The organism is Microbulbifer sp. ABH2_005 (assembly GCF_056160005.1).
Map to the genome: position 1 here is coordinate 2,564,776 of NZ_JBSWWI010000001.1, position 20,253 is coordinate 2,585,028.

Genomic DNA, 20,253 nt, shown 5'->3' on the forward strand with positions numbered 1-20,253 from the left:
TGTTACTGGCCGGAAACCGCTTCACCCGATTCCAACACCTCAGGTTCTGGCGGCAGAGGCACAATGTTCTGCAGATACTCACCAGCTTCCTCGGCGCGTGCATAACGGGCCGGCATCAGACCTGCCAGCTTTCCGATACTTTTGTCGACCCAGGGGTTGTAAATACCCACCCCGAGCAGCTCAACATTTTTCTCATGTACGGAAATCGCTTTTTCTTCGAAGGGATAAATTTGATCCTCCAGAGCCAGCTCATACTCCTCCAGCTCAAGCGCACTTAAATTACTTGGGCGCTCAGAGTCTTTCAGGGACACACTGAAGTGCAGATAAATTTCCGCAAGGTAATAGGTAGCTGCAGCGGTCACATCGGCTACCTTGTAGTCGATCAGGGCTGAGAAATCGCTGATCGCCTTTTTCATGCGCTTGCGCTTCAGATTCAGGTTTTGCTCGATGGGCTTCACCAGCGCCACCTGGGTAAAGGCTTCATAACTGGGCTGCGCCAGTTGCAGTGCGGCGTTACCGGCGAGGTAGCGGGTGCGATCACTGCGCTGGGAGCCGCCGCGCAACTCAATGCGCACCATCTCGCGCAGTTCCTGCGTGTAGCGTTTTTGCTGGCCGGAGGATTTATAGATATCGGCAATCTTCTGCCGCGTTTCCAGAGCCGGTTCCATGGGATTGGGGAACAGCTTGACGTAACGGCGCAATACCGCCAGGGCTCTGTCACTATCTTTGGCGGCACTGTAAAGATCCGCCGCCTGGGTCAGGGCTTCGCGACGAATCTCTTCATCCTCAGATTCTCGCTCAATACGCTCAAATTCTGCAGCCGCCAACAAGAGCTCTCCGCTCTCCTGATAGACCACCGCCAATTTCTTGGTGACATCTTTGGCCAGTTCGTGTTCGGGGAAATTCCTGCGGAAGCTGTTCAGCACCGAGGCAGCCTGGGTCCAATCCTTGAGCACAATCAGGGAGGCGGCGGCATCGTACTCAGCCGTAGCCAATAAAGTCGCCCCCGGAGCCGCAGCGCGAATTCGCAGGAAGTGGCCGGCAGCGGTGGCATGGTCCTCTTGCTTGCGCGCCATATCGCCCTGCTGGTAAATGGACGCGGCCAGGTTATCGACCAGCCCCGAACGATCTTTGGCATCAGCCGCAGTGAGATTTAGCGTTTCCCCATAGGCCACTTCCGCATCGACATAGGCCTGGGTATCAAAGGAACCGTGGGCCACCAACATCCAGGCGGAGCGACGAATTTCCTGCTCTGCCGCCGGGAATTTCTCCAGCAGCTGGCGGCCATTTTCGATCACTGGCGTATAGTCTTTAAGACCATACAACTCCTCCACCGCACCCAACATCACTTGTGGCGCCTTGGCGTGTTGCGCAAAAGTATCGGCAAACGTTAAGGAGGAACGAATAATTTCCCGCAACAGCGGCGCACGCTGATCTGCGCTCGCCTCTTTCAAGTTGTTCGCCAAGTGTTCACGATAAGCATAAACCGCAGCGTAGCCCGCTTCGCTGGAGTCCTTGTGGGCGGGATATTCGTAGGCGGTGCGCTCATATTCCAGTGCGGCATTGTGGAAATCGCGATTTTCCAGCATCAAACCGGCTAGCTGGTAGTTCATTTCCGGCGCGCGCTCGGTTTCACGGAAGGACTGTAGATAGCGGCGATACCAGTGAATGGCCTCGCGATAGTGCTCGCCTTTCTTATCCTTCAACTTCTTATTCTGGTAGGCAGCGTGATAGTGGCCTGCCAAGTCGATCAGGTTGGCCTGTAAAAACTCAACCACCTCACCGAATTCATTGATATCGAATACGGTCCAGTATTCGGCATTAAGAGCGTAGGTATTGACGAAGGTTTTCTTCGCCTCAAGTACCAGCTTGGGAAATCCACCTTTGCTGTAAATATCGATGACGCGAATAGAAAAGTCCGCGGAAACTTTGTGGAGAGGATTCCGCTCCACAAAAGCGATGTAGGATTTCGCCGAATCCTGGTAGCGGCGCTTGTCCAGATAGTATTCACCCAAGTGGCTATACACCAGGTATTCATACTGACGCGCGCCCTTGCGGGAGAAATAATCGACAATGGAATCTGGCCCCTCCATATAAGAGAAACTCAGACTCACCACGCGGAAAGTATCATCCACATGTTTGCGTTCAACCGTATTGGTCTGCTGATCGAAATCGTAACCTTGAGAAACTTTGTAATCGAGCATGGCCACGTAATCATCCAGCGCCATCTCGTACATATCCTGTTTAAACAGGGACCAACCGCGCTTATATAAGGCCAATTCGTAAAAACTGGAAATCTCGCCAATCGTAATTACCCGACCATAGGCCTCTTCTGCATCCAGGTATTTTTTACGGGTAAAGTGGTATTCACCCAGGCGAAACCAGGCCTCATCGATATGGCGTGAATCTGGATACTTGGCCACCAATTGACGCAACACATCCACTGCGGCATCAATTTGTCCCGCCTCTTCGTAGGCACGGGAGAGCTGGTACATCACCTGGTCATTGCGGTCGTAGAAGGGATATTTTTTCAGCAGCTTAAGATACAGCGCGATCGCCTCACGGGCATTGGCTGACATCAGCGCTTCCGGGTCCTCCTCGGGCACCTGTAGCGGGGTAGTATCTGCTGCAATATCGACACTGCTGCTAGCACGGGCTTCGAAATCTGCATCGGATTCCGCCGCGCCAGTTTGCTCTGCTGCAACTTCCTGTAGCTGTTGATCTTGTACTTTGGACACAGGCGCAGCAACTCCTGCGGGAGCCTCCAAAGTGTTCTCTTCAGGTACTTCTGGAGCATCAATGGCGATCACAGCACCGCTGGCAGCAGCCGCGACACCGTCGATAGCGGCATCTTCGGCCCGGTGCGCCTGCTTGATTTTCAGGTCGGCAATACGACGCATCGCCTCGGGAGTGAGTTTAGACTCTGGAGTTTCCTGCAAGTAGCGTTGATAACTGGCCAGGGCCTTTTCCAGGCTTCCGTCGATATATTCTTCTTTGATCTCAATATCGACATTCTGCAGACTGCCAATGGTCTTGCCGCTATTAACCGCACAGGCGTTGAGCAACAATACAGCCGCAGCTAATGCACAGCGGCGCAGTAAGATCGGGGGCTTGTATCCTGTCGCGACGGGCTTAATAGCAGCCCTAACGGGGTGTTTTACGCGCTTGGTTAAGGATTTCACGCTTTATCCCCCTCAATCTCTGGAGCTTCCGATTCGGCAGGACTGCTCCTTGGAAGAGCTTCCGTCTGGGTCTCGCTGTGTGACTCAACTTCGTCCGGCTCCTGCAACTTATTATCAGTTTCAGATGCTTCCATTTCGGGAGGATTGTGTTCCGGAAGAGTTTCCGGCTGAGCTTCACGGTGCTGCTCAACCTCATCCGGCTCCTGCAGATTATTTTCAGTTTCTGATGCTTCCATTTCGGGCGGGTTGTGCTCCGGAAGCGTTTCCGGCTGAGCCTCGCGGTGCTGCTCAATCTTGCGCTCATCCTCGCGTTGCTCTTGCAGTTCGTTGGCACGGTCATAACTATCGGCCAGGGCGAAGCGCGCTTTAATCTGGTAGCTTTCCAACTGGCTGCGACGGCGCTCTAACTCTTCAACGGCGAGCGCTTCCAGCATGCTGCCCTGGCGGGCCATCAGCATCTCCAGACGCTGCTGTGCAGCGTGAATTTGCGCACGCAGGCGCTGGATATTCTTGTTGTAACCGGTGTAACTATGGGTGGCCGCCTGACGACTGCGCACATAGGAGCGATAAATTGTTTGCAGTTTTTCAATCTCAATATTGAGTTCCTGCAAATGCCTATAAGCTTCTGTGAGGCGCTGGTGATACTCAGTGGAGAGACGTAAATCCAAAATACCCTGCAAGCGCGCCAGGCGGCTGCGGGTTTCCTCGGTAAAACCGTTGGGATTGCGCGCGATCTCCTTGCGCAGCTGCAACAGCTGCAGGCGTGCTTCCTGCTCATCGGCGGTCGCGAGATATTCGGGGCGACGGGAAACCAGCATCTGTTCGATACGATTGGAAAACTGATCGCGCTGCTCCATACGCAGCTTGATACGCGCATCCAGCGCACGGAATTGTTCGTCTAACTGTGGCAACAGGGGCTCGTAGTAAGCTCGACGCGCACTGATAATATCTTCATAAGCGGTCAGGCTTTTAAGCCACTCTTTATTGCGCTCGAAGAGATCATTGAGATCACGATAATTACGCAGGAATTCCTGATAATCATTGGAGGCCATCAGATCAAGGAGATAATGGGTCTCCGGCGCCTCCGGCAGATTGCGCAAAGCCACCACCCAGTTTTGCACCTGGGTAGCCTCTTTACGGCGCAGCGCTTCGAGAAACTTTCCCTGGCGAATACTATTGATAGAAGCGGTCAGCGTATCGATTTCACGGCCAAAAGCATCCAGGGCGCGGCCGTAATTAATGGCTGCCGTACTGTGTACATCCAGCTTGCCGTAGGCATAAGGCACCGCCAACATCACTTCCTGAACCGCCTCATTAGTGCCCTTGCGGTTCTGCAAGATTCTCCAGGGCACCAGGGCGCGATCATATCGGCCCGCACGGGCCTCCACCCAGCCGGCACCGAGTAGTGCTCGATTAGAGAAAGGCCCCTCGAGATTGACCCGATCAAAATAGGGGCGCGCCAACTCCAGCTCGCCGGCCTCCATCAAGTGAGAGCCCAGCAAGAGGTTGGTCTTGTCATACAGCGCCTGGTCGACGGGATTGCTACCGCGGCGCTTGCCCAGAGCCGTCAGCTCAAGCACACCGCGAGCTTCCTCCCCGGACTTCAACTGGGCGATGCCCAGGTTGAATTCCACAAAGCCGTCCAGGGATTCCTCACCTTTTAAATCTTTAAGCAGCTCAACGGCTTCTTCGAGGCGCCCCAATTCCATAAATACCCGCGCACGCAGGAACTGCTCATCGGCGCGCACCCGCAAGGGCACCCTGCCCTCAATCATTTCCAGTGCGTGCAGAGCATTGAGGGGCTGCTGTTTGTGATAGTGAATCTTAGCCAGGCGATAGGCGGCCTCATTACGCACTTCCTGAGAAACGTTGCCTTTCAGCACCGCCTCGATCGCGCGGCCCGCTTCCCGGTGCATCCGATAGGAAAGCTCCAGGTCGCCCACAGAAAATTCCGCCTGCCCCAAATGCGCACTGAATGGGTCCAGCTCCGGCTCATCCAGGCGGTGGTACTGGGCCAACTCATTGTCCAGGGCCACAATCGCATCGAAGTAATTTTCCTGATGGGCGTAATACATGGCCGCACCAAAAAACAAATCGCGCAGCTCCTCTTTCTCATCATCGGCCTGAGCAGCACTGGAGAGCAGAGAGAAGCTACAGAGGGTGAAGCTGAGGGCACGCAGGCGAGCCCCGGCGACGCCAGAGAAGGCGGAAAGCAGTGGGATGCGCATGATTACCAGTCCTTGAAGTTAATCTCAGACTCGGTTCCGGAAATCCTGATCTCAACAAACTTGGGCCCCACTGCCTTATCGATCTGGTAAGAGGCATTGGCCTGATAATCTTTACCTGAAGGGGTCTTACCGATAAAGCGCACCTGCAACGGGTGCGCACCCGCCTGCACATTACCGGTATAAATTTTTTGCACCCCACCCTTCTGCAGAGATTCAATTTCGCGATAGGTGTAGAGGTGGTGCGCAACGATCTCCCCATTGAGCGTAATCTCTACAGATTCCAGCTCAAATGGCTTTTCATCGGCAACAGAAACAAACAGGGCCACCTGGGTATTTGAGGGAAACAACAGTTTCTCTTCCAGCTGTGCCAAAGTCGCCGTGAGGTCGATCACATCTTTTTTGACATCTTGGATCTGTTCATCCAAACCACGAATATCATCTCGGCTGACATCCTGCGCATTCACTGCGACTGCCAATAAAAGAAGGAGAGTTACCTGCAAAATTCTGAACATGTGGCCTACCTCTGACCCAATCCTTATCAATGAAAACCAGCGATGTGCAAGCCCCTTATGGGCCACATTGAAATGCCTGAAAACAGGGACCTTTCAGCCAGCGGCATTGTAGTGAATACAGAAATGGGCAGATGTGAGGGAAGTCAAATCTAGGGAAACCGGCCGTTGTTAATTTTCAACGCAGAGAAGTTGCAATCTGAGGTGATTATGTGAGGCAAGTCTCATAACCCCTCAATTAAAGCCGGAAATTGATGGCAATTATTTTACAGATACATCGGGAGAAACTATCTCCCTTCAATAACAGGGCTCTATAAAATTTAAAAAAACAGGAGTGCAATCGATAGGCATTGATCAACTGCGTCTGAGGATAAGAAGATAAATAGTGAGAAGTTAAAAGTCAGTGGCAGCCATACCCAAATCTCAAGGTATGGCTGACATCTTAGCGAAAAAGCAACCCTAAAAAATCCAGCACATCAACCGCCATTCGCCAGTGAAATAACCACTTTGCCTTTTGCCCGCTTGGTATTCAAGTAAGTGAAGGCAGCCAGGCTCTGCTCGAAGGGATAAACCCTATCGACGACCGGGTGAATTATCTTGTCCTGATACAGCGCCCCCAACTCATTGAGCTGGGCCCCATTCGCCTGCATGATGACCATGCGATAAAATGCGTTTTTCTCTTTCGCCAGCTTCAATATCGGACGCGACTTTAGGCGGATCAACTTGCGCAACAACCAGTTGATACCCAATTCCCTCGCCGTCTGCGGGTCCACCACCCCTGCGATAGATACTACCCTGCCACCTTTCTTCAAGACTTTGAAAGCGTCTAATGTGTATTGCTTACCGAGGGTGTCATAAACCACATCGATATCAGACAGCAGTTCCAGATAGTTTTCTTTTTTGTAGTCGATCACCTGATCCGCACCAAGCTTGCGCACCCATTCCACATTGGCGCTACTGGTTGTTGTTATCACATAAGCGCCGTAAGCCTTAGCGAGCTGAATAGCCATAGAGCCAATGCCACCGGAACCCGCATGAATCAATACTTTCTCTCCCTTTTTCAAACCCGCAACTTGAATCAGGGCCTGGTAGGAAGTCAGCCCCACCAGGGGGACGCTTGCAGCCTCTTCATGGGTGAGATTGTTGGGCTTTTTCGCCAAGTGAGAAGCATCCACTACCAGATACTGGGCAAGAGTTCCTACATGATCCTCCCCCACCCTGGCGAAGACCTCTTCACCGGGCTGATATTGGGAGACCCCATTACCCACAGAGACCACCTCACCACTTAGGTCACGGCCGATACCCACTGGTAGATTGAGCTTCTTTACAGCTTTCATTTCACCGCGCATCACCATCAGATCTATGGGGTTGATACTCGCTGCATTTATTTTAATCAGTACCTCGCCAGCACCCGGCTCAGGTACATTGGCCTCTTGAAAAGCCAGGCTGCTGTCGATATCACCATACTGAGTAATTTTGAGTGCTTTCATTAATCCCTCTAGTCATCTGTTCAGGAATGATGACGATAGTGCCCCCTAGCCCGCCTATGAAACAGTGAGCTTCCGGTGGAAGTCTTTTGTCTTTCTGACAATAATAAAGGCGGGATACCCGCAAGAATCGCCAAAAATAGAGGATTTATGGACAAAATCAGGGCATTACGCTACTTCAAACGAGTGGCAGAACTATGCAGTTTTACTGCCGTAGCCGAGGAATTTGATGTGCCCGCCTCCTCCATCTCCCGGCGGGTTCGGGATCTGGAACAGTCCCTAGGGGTAGAGTTATTGCAGCGCAGCACTCGCAAGGTGGAGGTTACCGAGCTGGGCAAACTTTACTATTCCATGACCAGTGAAGCCATTCGCCAACTGGAGCAAGCTGACGAACTGGTGAGCCAAACCTTCGAGGCACCGAGCGGGTTGATCCGTATCAGCTGCCTGCCCTCTTATGGGGAACAACACCTGACACCCTTGCTGGAAGAATTCGCCCAGCGTTACCCCAAAATTGTTTTTGATCTGCACTACAGCGACGACCTTGCCCAGCTGGGCAAAGACCCAGTGGATATCGCCATACGTGGAGGCTATGCCCCCGATGAGCATGTCATCGCCAAGCGCCTATCCAAGAACGAATTCTCACTCACCGCCACGCCAGAGTACCTAAACGCCCTGGGGCAGGAGTTTCCGCTGAACAAACAAGCTATCGAGTCTGCCCAGGCCCTGCAATACCGCGGCCCCAGAGGCCCTATAGACTGGCACTATTTGGATGGTGACCATTGGGAGCCACTGAAACTATCCACCCACATGATAAGCAATAACGGTAAGGCCCTGCTGGCTGCAGCGCTGAATCACCGCGGCATGTTCTGTGTACCTTCATGGAGTATTTGTGAATACCTGGAATCCGGGGAATTGGTGCAGGTACCCACCCAAGGGCAGGTTTCCGTCAGCCCCGGGGGCGATATTGGCATTTTTCTACTTTACGAGCGCAGTAAATATCAAATACCCAAAATTAAATTATGTGTGGATTTTATTTGTAAGCATTTGCAGCAAAATTAAGAAAAAGGTGAAAAATACCACACTGTAAAGTCAAATGTAAAAATCAACCATCTAGTGCCAACCCCATTACAATATATGACACTCTGATCGTCGAAAGGTAGTCAGTGTCACTTCTATATCCAAGCCTCTTGGCCAATTATTTTATCGAGCTATGTGTGTAACTCCAATCTAAGCAGAGCAATTCGTAACGTCGATCAAACTATTATATTCTTGGCTCTTAAAAAATTTACATCGCAAGGAAGGATCCATGGGGCTTGATTGGAACCCAGCCAACAAGGCAAAACCTGGACATGAAGAAGAATTTAAGAAAATCACCAAAAAGCTTTTAGGAAAAGTTTGGTTTGGGAGGAAAAGACTAGAACAAAGGTTTGAAGAGATATCAATCTCTGCTTTTGAAACCCTCAATACGCCCCAAGTAGGCATCGACGAAGCAGCTACCCTGTGGGCTAAAGAGAAGTACAAAGGCTCAAATCAAGAAATAAGTGAAGAAGAATTTCTCTCCAGATTAACTGGATACTATGTACTAGAGCTCTCTCCTCCGTGTGATGGCATCCCCTATTACAGCAATAGTCTATTGGGTTACGTGGATGCTTACTCTTTCAGAGCCCAGCTTTTGAAAGACTGCAAGGAAATAATTGGTGAAGACCTACTGGCTAAATCATTTGAATACCAACAGCCTTCAGAGCTGGTTAGGTATGGTGAGGATCTAATTAAATTAGCAAGTAGATATTCTGAATCACATAAAATTAAGATCCCAGGTCAGGCACCCGAAGAGACAAGCACTTCTTACAATCTACATGTTGTAGTATCTGCCGGTCGATGGTGTAAATTTTGGGGAAAAAAACAGGTCACATGTTAGAACCTTTTTTTTGAATTGGTGCAAGCAAAAATGGAAATCAGGAATATATCCAGCAAAAGAACAACAATCTACAAGCAACGCACACTACAATAAATGAGCAAAACCTAATCAGTTTTAAATAGTACAACAAAGAGATTTACTGAATTAAATCAACTTTAGCTATTCATCATATAGGAATGATATGCAAGCTATTATAACTCTAACTATCGCACTCCTATCCAACGCAGCCGCCGCTGCTCAGAGCACGCCTGAAATCCTTAAGATGTATGAGCACTTTACCCTGTCTAGCGCCGCAGCGGGTAAATGTTACAAGCCGACAGAGCAGGAACTAGCTCTGTTTCTAGCCAATTATGAGCTGGTTACCCGAATGTCATCCCAGTACATTAAAAGGAAAAAGCCAAGCCTAACAGACGAGCAAGCCTCACAGATACTCCTTGATGCAGGCAAGCGAGCAACCGACATGGTATATAGGGAAATAGAAGAGGCAAGCTGCACGAGCCCCAAGATTCAAGATCTTATTAAGCGATTTAAGGTGCAATCCGCTTGGAAGCCCGGTAAACAACCTTCAGGCAAGTAATCATGAAAGGATAATTGGTACTAACGATCAATATCAGACGATATCTCTTAGCTAAGAGATCGTTAACATACGACAAAAGCCTGAATGTCCACTCCCCAAAGGATAACTTTAACAATATAATTGTTACCTAGATCTTAAAGGGAAATAAATCTTACTATTCAACAATAGGAAACACAGGCAAGTCGATATTAATAAATCTATTAACATTCAACAAGCTTAGGCCTGTGTATGTTTACCCTATCTACTTCATCAATTTTATAGAAAAGGATTACCCGTGGGACGCAAATTAATCTGGTCAAGCATTTTGGTTACTTTATTAAGTGGCTGTACCTCCCTCATGGAAGAAACCGTCTCAAAAAGAGCACCTTTTGATTTAAATTGTGATGCTAAATCCATGACCATTCACCAACTAGACCGACGCACATACGGTGCTTCCGGTTGCAATAGACGCGCCACATACATTTTAGAAGGGCCTTGTGCAGGACCGGGAAGCCCCTGTGTGGCAGTAATGAATTCTACCGTTGATGAGCAAAAATTTTAACGACCTCTTAATCTTTAGGTATCTGCAAAGTTGGAACTTTTTCAATCTTACTTCGCAGACTCACTCCTATTTAAAAATTTTGACCAACTTTTAAAATAACCTGAAATATCATCAAAATTAATGTACCAATGGAGTGTTGAACAGAAATGAAAGTAAGTACCCAGCGCTTAACCATGTCACCTATCACCAAAGGTGATTGGTCACTATTTGAGAGTTTGCATACTAATCCTCAAGTAATCCAGTTATGTTTCGATGCGCCAGATGAAACAGAATTAAAGTCTAAGTTTGAATCAAGACTTACGCCCTGGGAAGCGAACTCTAATACTTGGTTGTGCATGACTATTATAGATAAACTCTCCGGCCAGAAAATGGGGGTTACTGGGTTTCAATTAGAGAACGGCATAGCCGAAGTTGGCTATTTATTGTTACCAGAGTTTCATGGAAAAAGTTATGGTACCGAATCGCTTGCCGGCTTAATGGAATGGGCCTATTTAGAGCATGGTATTGCGCACTATAAGGCAGTAGCAACAGAAGGTAACATTGCTTCAGAGCGGGTGCTCGGGAAGTGCGGCTTTCATCTTGATATGATCATCCCAGAAGCCCACATGATTGGCGGAAAGACTTATGCCGATCATATTTATTTTCGAAAAATAGAGGCTTAGACAGAATATCCTTTGGCGAGACTTTGCTATTTTAGTACTCAAGGGCGAATAGAAAGATAAAAAAACACAATGATTACTATACAAGCCCTTTCGTCAACCCAAAACTGACCGCCCTTTTGAAGAGCTATTTACTTATAGATGTACTCATTAGGTATGCTAACCAGATACCTCCTTCTTCTGGCTAGCTCCAACAAAAAACAGGCATCCAATCAACCCTGCAAGAGCGAGATAGGCATTAACCGTAAATGCTCGGTCAATACCTGAAGCAATATCAGGGGCAAAAGCCACGATAGTCGCATTCATACCAAGCCCAATAGCGCCGCCAGCAATTTTAAACATATATAAAACAGCCCCAGCAAGGCTTGCCCGGCTTGGTGATACGGCAGTGATTGCAGCGGTAGTAATTGCAGGGTTGAATAGGCCAATGCCAGTACCCAGCATTGCCATACCCGGCAACAGAGACACAAATCCTGTGTGGTCGTTTAGATGAGACAGCATAAACATTCCCACACACATGCACAGTATCCCCGCCCCCGCCAGCCACCTTGGCCCAATGACTTCATAGAAACGTCCAGACAAATAGGCGAACACCCCGGAAATAACCATTAACGGAATCAGTGACATACCGGACTGCATCGCACTGTATCCCTGTGTTTTTGTCAGAAACTGTGGAACATATAATAGCGCTGAGAAATATAAGACAGCGACTAATAGGGTGACAACACTTGCCGCAAGAAATTTCCTATTACCGATAACATCACCAGGAACCAGCGCATTGCGCCCTGTTCGATATTCAGTAATAGCAAACACACAAATAAACACACAAAACACTGTCAAGAGCGCAATAATTAGCGGGTGCTTGAAACCGATCTGCCCAGACATATCCAGAGCAAACAGCAAACCAAATAAAGAAACTGAGAGAGTCGCGACCCCTGGATAGTCAATTTTCTCATCTGTTGGCTCAGGAGGCTCGAACGGAACCACCTTCCAGCATACAAACATGGCGAGTGAAGCAATGGGGATGTTGATTAAAAAAATCCAACGCCAACTTAAAAGGTCAGCCAGTGTCCCCCCCAATACCGGGCCTATGGCATTAGCGAAGGCACAAACTGCCATAATTAACCCGCCGGCCTGGCCTGAGCGGTCCTCGGGCATCAGGTTATAGGTCATCCCCAGGACGGATGGCCACATCATTGCCGCTCCGATCCCCATCAAAGCTCTTGAAATCAAGAGCATGTAAACATTAACAGCCAAGCCACCCAGAAGTGAAAAAAACATAAAAACCAGGGTGCCACAAAAGAATATATTTCTTCTACCATAGAGATCAGCAAGGCGACCACCGGTGATAATTAAAACACCAAAGACCAATGCATAACCATTAATAATCCACTGCGAGGTGGTTATGTCCACGTTAAACTCATTTTCTATAGCAGGCAGTGCGGGGGCAAAAGCGGTAAAGTCATTAGCAACAAGGAACACTGCCATAGATAGGGCCGTAAGCCCTAGATATTGCTCCCTACCTAGAGAGGAATTTGACGCCGACATAAATTGACTCCTTCTGCACCACTTTAGATTTCAATCTTGATCAGCATTTTTTAGTCATTTTTCAATCACCCTCGTATGTCAAAATTTACTTACTCTTTCATTTCCAAAATACTTATTTCATATCAAATTACTCTAAAATGAGCAACATGCTTCTTTGCTACTTGCGCCCTGAAAGCACTTTGGGTAACGGCCCTGGAACAAAGAAAACAGCGATGATAAATGCACTGAGAGCAAAGTAGGCATTCACCGTATAGGCTCGACCAATACCTTCAACCACATCTGGGGCGAATGCTACGATAGTCGCATTGATTCCCAACCCCAATGCCCCTCCAGCAATCTTGAACATATATAGAATCGCACTAGCCAAGCTTGAACGACTTGAATCAACAACCGAAACAGCTACAGTAGTTACCGCTGGGTTAAATAGACCTATACCAATACCTAGAATAATTAACCCGGGAATAAGCTCCAGATATTCAGCCTCATGATTAAGGTATGATAGGGAAAAAATACCTGCCCCCTTGCAGACAAGCCCTACACAGATCAATATCTTAGCCCCCAGCTGTTTATGAAGAGCCCCAGAGAGGTAGGAGGTCAAGGCAAAAGTAGCCATAAGAGGAACCATTGCAAATCCAGACTGGACGGCAGTAAATCCTCGATATTCAATGAAGAATTGTGGCATAAACAATAGAACCGCAAAAAACATCATTGCGGATAACAGCGTTACAATACTCACAACACAAAATGTTTTATTTGTGATGATATCTGCCGGAATCAAAGCCATCTCTTGATTACGTCTCTCTAAAACGATAAAGAGACATATAAATATTAGGAATGCCATTAACAAGTAGACTACCAGCGGGTGCCTAAATCCAATCTCAGAGGCCAGATTCAAAGAAATTAGAAGACTAAATAGCGAGACACTTAATGTGATGACTCCCAGGTAATCGACTTTCTCACGTGTACCCGTTGGAACATCATCAGGCACTGGCTTCCAACATAATAGAATTGCTGTAAGAGCAAGGGGAATATTTATATAAAATATCCAGCGCCAGCTCAAATATTCTGCTAAAACTCCACCAGCAATGGGCCCGACTATATTCGCCAGCCCCAAGACTGCCATTAAACCTCCACCAACCTGGCCTGCATACTCTTTAGATACCAAGCTATATGTCATTCCTATAATTGATGGCCACATTAATGCTGCCCCTATGCCCATTAAACAGCGGACCACCAATAGCATCGCCATATCGACAGAAAGCCCACCTAATAGTGAGCAAAGGGCAAAAATGCCAGCCCCCGTAATAAATGCGCGTTTTCTTCCATAAATATCAGCCAAGCGCCCGCCAGTAACCACCAAGATACCGAATACAAGCGCATAGCCATTGATTACCCATTGTGAGGTAGTAATATCAAAACCAAATTCATTCTCTATGGCAGGTAGCGCGGGGGCAAATGCACTCATATCAATAGCGATCAGAAAGAGGGCCAGGGCAGCTGAAGATAGCCCATAGACCTGTCCCCTTGAAATCTTCGGTTGCTCCACTAACCTACTTCCTTCAGCAGTTTTGGATGAGAACCCAAAAATAGGATATTTGTTTCAGCCTTCTCCACATACTCCCTCATTCCAGCCATTACCCTTCTTCCCGCTCTGGGATTCTGGGTGCACTCATAAATAAAAACGCAATGACAAAGCCCACAAATGCGAAACAGGCATTCACCTCAAATGCCCGGCCAATACCTGATGTTATATTCTGTGAAAAACCCAATATCGCTGCATTAACACCTAAACCGACAGCCCCCCCGGTAATTTTAAGCATATAAATAATGGCACTCGCCAGGCTGGCACGATTGGGATTAACGATGGCAATAACCATCGTTGTAGTTGAGGGGTTAAATAGCCCAAGGCCTGCCCCTAAAATGATTAACCCAAAGATATACTCGTAGCCTAGACTCAGCCTAGACAAAAAGAACATTCCCAGACTCATACCAAGAATCCCAACACAGACCAGTAGTTTTCCACCTGTCCTCAAATATAATTTTCCTGCAACAAATGACATCAGTCCAAAAGCAAGCATCATTGGGACCAAGACCAACCCTGACTGTATAGTAGAAAAGCCTCTCACATTAGTTAAGAATTGTGGCAAGTACAAAATAACTGAGAAGAAAGTTACAGAGGTAAAGAGCGTAACTGCACCTGCAGCCAAGAAACGCTTGTTTTCAATGATGTCTGGTGGAATCAGTGCAATATCACCGGCTTTTATTTCTATAATGAAAAAAGCAACGCTGAATAATAAGAACAAAGATAACAGCCCCACCACTAAAGGATTCAGAAAACCTCTCTCAGAAGCAAAGCTTAAGGCTAGGAGAAAACTTAACAACGAACCTGTAAGGGCAACAACACCGAGATAATCAATTTTTTCATCCGGATTATAGGGGGCATCTAGAGGGGTAAATTTCCAACACATATATACTGCGACAGTAGCAATAGGCAAATTGAAGAAGAATATCCAGCGCCAACTCAGTAGATCTGCCAACAAGCCGCCCACAACCGGGCCAAGGGTATTGGCCAAGCCACAAACCGCCATAATCAATCCCCCAGTTTCCCCTGCGCGCTCTTCAGGCATCAGGTTATAAGCCATACCCAAAATTGCAGGCCACATAAGGGCAGCCCCCACACCCATCGCCGCCCGACTTGCCAGTAGCATTGGCACATTGATTGAAAGCCCACCGACAAGGGAAAAGAGCAAAAAAATACTGGCTCCAGCTATAAAAGTACGACGTCGACCGATAATGTCTGCTATACGCCCCCCGGTAACAACCAGTACCCCAAACACCAGTCCATAGCCATTAATAACCCATTGTGAAGTGGTAATATCCATATTCATCTCCCTTTCGATGGCCGGAACCGCCGGGGAGAAGGCGCTAATATCGATAGCGATAATAAACAGAGCAACGAATATGGCTAATAGGCCTAATCGGTTTGACTGCTGGGAGGACTCCTGCACGTACGCCATGAATGGTACCAGCTTCAGAGACTCCAATTGAAAATCAAGTCAGGAAGTTGTCAGGTCCCTGCAATACTTGGGTTTGGGACTTCTCTCAGTAGCCTAGTGCTTAAGAGCCTCTTTAATAAGGTCCACTAAAAACCAGGGGGCCACCCCCTATTTTATTAACAGGGGCAATCAAGAGAGGCACCGTAAAAGTCTAGTTGATTTAACTCAGCTAAACTTAAGTGTATTTAGCAATCCAAATAGCAGAGTTGTACTAATGCGCATACTGTTTTTTTTGCTATTAATTCTTCATTCTTTACAGCTTTCCGCAGAAGAAGTAGCTATAAACAATCTTAAAAATTTCCAATGGAAATATCGTGTGTTACTCCTGGCCAACCCTAAAGACGTGCCGGAGACTATGCAGTCTCTACTCAAGCTGGAACCACAATTCGCCGAAAGGCAACTACTGTGGTTTTTGTTTTCCAATGAGAAGATCGAGACTAATTACCCCGGTGAAATTGCCAGAGATTTCGGTGTTAATGTCCGCGATCAATATTTCAGGGGCAATACGGAACAGGTTGTTTTAATTGGCAAGGATGGTGGAGTGAAATATCGCACTGTAACCTTCTCACCCGTGGAAATATTTCATCGTATAGATCGGATGCCCATGCGGCAGCAGGAGATGCAAGGTACCTATTTACCCAATCAAGATCGGCTTAATAACTGTATTGAAACTGCTGGAACACTAAATTTTTTTTCTAGAATTGCCGAGAAGTTTTGCATTGAGCAACCTAAATAGGAGCATGCCTAGGCATCCTTGATGCCTAGATATGCCGACCCCCTTCGCATCTGACCATCATCCAATCTTTACGCACACAGGTTATGTACAAGACTTATTACTTTAGAGTTCATCCATCCCATCTACGCATTAAGTCCTGACCAACATACATACCTAGCTAACCTTTATATCCAATAGATCCATAGATTAAATGACGCCTGTTAGATCCGATTCCTGATTCTCCCCCCCACCATCTTGAACGACATTGGCTGCAATTTGACAAACTGACCCTATCCATCAAAAACAGACACTTTAATGATCCTAACATGAGCCATATCAGCTTAAATTTTATCCAACCTTTTAATCATAAAGGCTACGTTCATGAAGAAAGGTTCATCCCTGGTCACTATCATTTTGATTGCCCTTGCCTTGATAGGGTTTGAAGCAGCCGCTCAGGAGGGCAATCACAACGCCATCAAAAATGGCAAGGGCACCATTTGTAGCAATGAATATGTCTTATGCACATCCGCCCCTTGCGTTCCAGATCCTGAAAAACCGGATTCAAATGCAATTTGTAATTGTGATGTTAACGAGGGATTGAACTTCGGGTTATCAGAATGCAAAGCCCGGGTGCCTGTGACTGACTCAAATGGTGTAAAAAAAGCCTTATCGACATTTTCTTTCGCACAGGCGCCTACAAAGCCTGTACTTTCCTGCCCACAGGGTGGGCCGTGGACAGATTGCCTGGATCAACCTTGCATTGTCGATCCAATGAATCCGCTCAAAGCCATATGCACATGCAAGATTGTACGTGATAAGCCCTTTGTAACTTTTGGGGGAGACTGTGTTTCTCTGACTTGTGATACGGGCTACTGGTCAGGCGCAACGGTAGGGTCTTATGTTGGGGCAAGCAGAGATCTTATGAAGGCATTCCATTTAGATGAAATACCGGCCAAATATTGTGCAGGGATGAAACCTGAGGTTTTACAGTAACACTTGTATTATTTCGAACTTCTCCACCGCTTCGGCTATTCCTGAAAAACGATAGCCGATTCGTCCTTTTGTCCGTAAATCGTTACCTGGCAAAGTGCTGACTGATCCGTTTGGATAAGGTTGTTGGCACCATCCACATTTACGCCACTCAAGCAACACCAGGACCGATTTGGGTTGGATTGTGGCACCAACCGCTAGGCAAGCCAACGTTAGGGTATGAGAGCGCTCCGTCAGTCACAGGTAGTAGATTGCTAGCTCCGTTGGCGCTGCGTCAAACTCGGTGAGAATTGATTTTGTGGGGAGATTGGATAGCAAAAGAACTAACCAAACCAATCCGAATCAACCTGAATGCCTCTCAGTCTTCATGGACAACGCCGTTGAAAACCCAAGCCTATATAAGCCCGCTATATCCTACTTAACTCCATAATTTATTGCATCACTACCTGGAGTTTATCTTTCAAGGCTCAATATCTAATGGCAAAAAAATTCCAAATATCTTTTCTAATTTTTTAACGGAGTGCTCATTTATTTAAACAAACTGACTGAAAATTCTAGCTTTTTAGGTGCCCAACAAACTTGACAATACCACCCCTTAATAGTGGATCATTCACCTTATAGAAAAGTGATTAGCCAGGAAATATAGCAATGAAAGCCATTATTATCGGAGCAACAGGACTGATCGGGAATCACCTGGTTGAGCAATTAGCAAAAGAAGCTTTCATTGATGAAATAGTAACCCTGACCCGCCGAAATGCTCTCTCCCCCCACCCCAAGGTACGCAATGAAGTAGTGGATTTTGATCGCCTTGAGGAATATGCAGAATTATTTCGGGGCGACTTGCTCTTTTCCTGCCTAGGTACTACCAAGAAACAGGCCGGCAGCCTGGAGCAACAACATAAGGTGGATGTGGATTATCAGCTCCACGCGGCACAACTGGCAGCGGATAACGGGGTATCTCATTATCTGTTGGTATCCTCCAGTGGCGCTAATGCCGAGAGCGGCAATGCCTATTTGCGAATGAAAGGAGAACTGGAACAGAAGGTTTTGCTGCTGCCCTTTGCCCAAATCAGTATCTTCCGCCCTTCTCTACTAGTGGGAGAGCGTAGCGATTCGCGCCCAGCTGAGAAAATTGGCGCCATACTACTACCCTGGATCTGCCTGCTGCCCGGATTACGTCGCTACCGTCCAATAAAAGGCGCCCAAGTGGCGGCAAAGATGGTGAGCGAGAGCCAAAGGCAGGGTAAGGGCCTGGAAACCTTCACTTTGGATGAATTGTTTTCCAACTAGATCCCCTGTTGGACTGGCGCTTGGGGCCTTGGCGGCACAGACTATCTCTAGAGGTTTCCCTTTCTGGTGAACGCCATGCTATTGTTTGTGTCCTATTTGTTTGAGCTGCTCTTGCCCGCCTTGCCCCAGGTCGCCTTGCCCCAGGTCGCCTTGCCCCAGGTCGCCTTGCCGACGCTCCCGGCCGTAGCTCACAGTCGGCGAGGATGCCAGCATGTAAAACCCTGGCCATCGGGCCCTGCGCAACCAAACACCGCCAGGCACTGAGCCTCGCTGTTATGCCCCAGGAGTTTACCGGTCTGTGCCAACTGCTCGAGCAAATCGAAACCAGCTGCCAACACGCTGAGCGGGTCTCCCTGGAACTTGTGATAGATACCATCGGGCTCAGGTCTTATGCGCCCTTCCTGCTGGTGGTGGGTCTGATTTTGTTCTCCCCATTGAGTGGCGTGCCCGGCATTTCTACCGCCATGGCAGCGCTGCTGCTACTAGTAGCCATTCAACTCCTATTAGGGCGGAGACATGTATGGCTGCCCAAGTGGCTACTCAAGCGTTCCATATCTAAAAAGAAGCTCATAAGAGCATTGCATTGGTTGCGACGGCCGGCAGAGTTTGCTGACCGCTGGATGCAGCCGCGCCTGGACTTTCTGGTGAGGCGCGGTGGCACCTATGCCATCGCCACCACCTGTTCGCTGATCGCTTTAACGATGCCGCTGATGGAACTGGTGCCCTTTTCCGCTACTACCGCGGGATTTGCCCTCACCATTTTTGGACTGGCCTTGGTGGCCCACGACGGCCTGCTGGCACTGATTGCCTTTACCATAACCGCTCTACTCACCCTACTACTCGCCCACACCCTGCTATAGGGTTGAAGGGATAAAGGGCTGAAGGACTGAACTGCCGAGCCCCTGAATAAACGGATTATTCGCTCAACCATCGATCGGCGCCCAGCACCTTGGGGTAATAGGCGAGAGCGGCCAAGGCAAAAAAATCGTAAACGGCGTGCCAGACTATCACCCCCAACAGGCTCCCACTAACCTGATAGGCATAGCCGAGGATCAGACCAAAGACAAAAATCAACAGTACATAGATCAGCGAAGCCCAATGTAGAAGTGCAAAAATGAGGGAGGCAACGAATAATCCCAAGAGCGGTGAACTCAGCTGTGATAACCAGGTTTGCAGAAAGCCACGAAATAACAGCTCCTCACACACGCCCGCAGCAATAGACAGTATCACTAATTGAACTAGAGGCATTTTGCTGAAAATTGGCGCCAGCCGGCCACAGTGCCAGCGCAGGGCGCGGCCCACCCGATTATGGGAACGAGTCAACGCCACTACTGCTACAAAGCTGAGTAACGCCCCCAGAATTCCCCAGGCCACTGAACTCAAAATGGCACTCTCGAATGCGGGAAGCGCTACCTCGGAAAACCCAAAACCGATTGCTGCCAGCAGCAGGCAACCCCCCTGCACCCACATCATGGTAGAGAAAATATCGATCCGATGTCCTTTCCCCTGTGACATAGCGCATGCCTCCCATCCGTTGGCATTGTTTTTTCTGC

At 48.3% G+C, this 20,253-nt stretch carries 17 protein-coding genes; 8 read left to right on the plus strand and 9 right to left on the minus strand.

Annotation, left to right across the window (positions count from 1 at the left end):
* Window positions 1-2: 2 nt before the first annotated feature.
* The 4 genes from ACXAFI_RS11150 to ACXAFI_RS11165 form a co-directional block, all read right to left on the minus strand.
* Entirely contained in the window at window positions 3-3,182 is a 3,180-nt protein-coding gene (locus ACXAFI_RS11150; RefSeq protein WP_475108861.1) for a tol-pal system YbgF family protein, read from the minus strand.
* Complete coding sequence (locus ACXAFI_RS11155; RefSeq protein WP_475108862.1) at window positions 3,179-5,410, minus strand: tetratricopeptide repeat protein; 2,232 nt, start codon at window positions 5,408-5,410, stop codon at window positions 3,179-3,181. Before ACXAFI_RS11155 ends, ACXAFI_RS11150 begins: the two co-directional genes overlap by 4 nt.
* 2 nt (window positions 5,411-5,412) lie before the next feature.
* Window positions 5,413-5,922, minus strand: a complete 510-nt coding sequence (locus ACXAFI_RS11160; RefSeq protein WP_152453024.1) for a hypothetical protein — start codon at window positions 5,920-5,922, stop codon at window positions 5,413-5,415.
* 473 nt (window positions 5,923-6,395) lie between these two features.
* Complete coding sequence (locus ACXAFI_RS11165; protein WP_475108863.1) at window positions 6,396-7,409, minus strand: NADP-dependent oxidoreductase; 1,014 nt, start codon at window positions 7,407-7,409, stop codon at window positions 6,396-6,398.
* Between the two features lie 147 nt (window positions 7,410-7,556).
* Between ACXAFI_RS11165 and ACXAFI_RS11170 the strand changes: the two genes are divergently transcribed.
* The 4 genes from ACXAFI_RS11170 (at window position 7,557) to ACXAFI_RS11185 (ending at window position 11,104) form a co-directional block, all read left to right on the plus strand.
* Window positions 7,557-8,465, plus strand: a complete 909-nt coding sequence (locus tag ACXAFI_RS11170) for a LysR family transcriptional regulator (RefSeq protein ID WP_475108864.1) — start codon at window positions 7,557-7,559, stop codon at window positions 8,463-8,465.
* Window positions 8,466-8,712: 247 nt separating this feature from the next.
* Complete coding sequence (locus ACXAFI_RS11175) at window positions 8,713-9,324, plus strand: hypothetical protein (RefSeq protein ID WP_475108865.1); 612 nt, start codon at window positions 8,713-8,715, stop codon at window positions 9,322-9,324.
* A 181-nt stretch (window positions 9,325-9,505) separates the two neighbouring features.
* Window positions 9,506-9,901: a hypothetical protein gene (locus tag ACXAFI_RS11180; protein WP_475108866.1), complete on the plus strand. Its 396-nt coding sequence runs from the start codon at window positions 9,506-9,508 to the stop codon at window positions 9,899-9,901.
* A 687-nt stretch (window positions 9,902-10,588) separates the two neighbouring features.
* Window positions 10,589-11,104 carry a GNAT family N-acetyltransferase gene (locus ACXAFI_RS11185; protein ID WP_475108867.1) on the plus strand — a complete coding sequence of 172 codons (516 nt, stop codon included), beginning with the start codon at window positions 10,589-10,591 and terminating at the stop codon, window positions 11,102-11,104.
* 156 nt (window positions 11,105-11,260) lie between these two features.
* Here the strand turns inward: ACXAFI_RS11185 and ACXAFI_RS11190 are convergent, their stop codons facing one another.
* The 3 genes from ACXAFI_RS11190 to ACXAFI_RS11200 form a co-directional block, all read right to left on the minus strand.
* The gene (locus ACXAFI_RS11190; RefSeq protein ID WP_475108868.1) at window positions 11,261-12,649 is read right to left on the minus strand and encodes an MFS transporter; all 1,389 of its coding nucleotides are present in this window, start codon (window positions 12,647-12,649) and stop codon (window positions 11,261-11,263) included.
* 157 nt (window positions 12,650-12,806) lie between these two features.
* A complete protein-coding gene (locus ACXAFI_RS11195) occupies window positions 12,807-14,195 on the minus strand; it encodes an MFS transporter (protein ID WP_475108869.1) in 1,389 nt (462 codons plus the stop codon).
* 88 nt (window positions 14,196-14,283) lie between these two features.
* Window positions 14,284-15,666 carry an MFS transporter gene (locus tag ACXAFI_RS11200; protein ID WP_475108870.1) on the minus strand — a complete coding sequence of 461 codons (1,383 nt, stop codon included), beginning with the start codon at window positions 15,664-15,666 and terminating at the stop codon, window positions 14,284-14,286.
* Between the two features lie 253 nt (window positions 15,667-15,919).
* Between ACXAFI_RS11200 and ACXAFI_RS11205 the strand changes: the two genes are divergently transcribed.
* The 3 genes from ACXAFI_RS11205 to ACXAFI_RS11215 all read left to right on the plus strand — a co-directional run bounded on the left by ACXAFI_RS11205 (window position 15,920) and on the right by ACXAFI_RS11215 (window position 18,700).
* A complete protein-coding gene (locus ACXAFI_RS11205; protein WP_444921799.1) occupies window positions 15,920-16,441 on the plus strand; it encodes a DUF4174 domain-containing protein in 522 nt (173 codons plus the stop codon).
* Window positions 16,442-16,801: 360 nt separating this feature from the next.
* The gene (locus ACXAFI_RS11210; RefSeq protein WP_475108871.1) at window positions 16,802-17,413 is read left to right on the plus strand and encodes a hypothetical protein; all 612 of its coding nucleotides are present in this window, start codon (window positions 16,802-16,804) and stop codon (window positions 17,411-17,413) included.
* A 645-nt stretch (window positions 17,414-18,058) separates the two neighbouring features.
* Window positions 18,059-18,700, plus strand: a complete 642-nt coding sequence (locus tag ACXAFI_RS11215) for an NAD-dependent epimerase/dehydratase family protein (protein WP_475108872.1) — start codon at window positions 18,059-18,061, stop codon at window positions 18,698-18,700.
* A 78-nt stretch (window positions 18,701-18,778) separates the two neighbouring features.
* Here ACXAFI_RS11215 and ACXAFI_RS11220 read toward each other — a convergent pair whose 3' ends face one another.
* Entirely contained in the window at window positions 18,779-18,913 is a 135-nt protein-coding gene (locus ACXAFI_RS11220; RefSeq protein WP_475108873.1) for a hypothetical protein, read from the minus strand.
* Here ACXAFI_RS11220 and ACXAFI_RS11225 point away from each other — a divergent pair.
* Window positions 18,904-19,560, plus strand: a complete 657-nt coding sequence (locus tag ACXAFI_RS11225; RefSeq protein ID WP_475108874.1) for an exopolysaccharide biosynthesis protein — start codon at window positions 18,904-18,906, stop codon at window positions 19,558-19,560. The genes ACXAFI_RS11220 and ACXAFI_RS11225 overlap by 10 nt on opposite strands.
* A 55-nt stretch (window positions 19,561-19,615) precedes the next feature.
* Here the strand turns inward: ACXAFI_RS11225 and ACXAFI_RS11230 are convergent, their stop codons facing one another.
* Entirely contained in the window at window positions 19,616-20,215 is a 600-nt protein-coding gene (locus ACXAFI_RS11230) for a lysostaphin resistance A-like protein (protein ID WP_475108875.1), read from the minus strand.
* Between the last annotated feature and the right edge of the window lie 38 nt (window positions 20,216-20,253).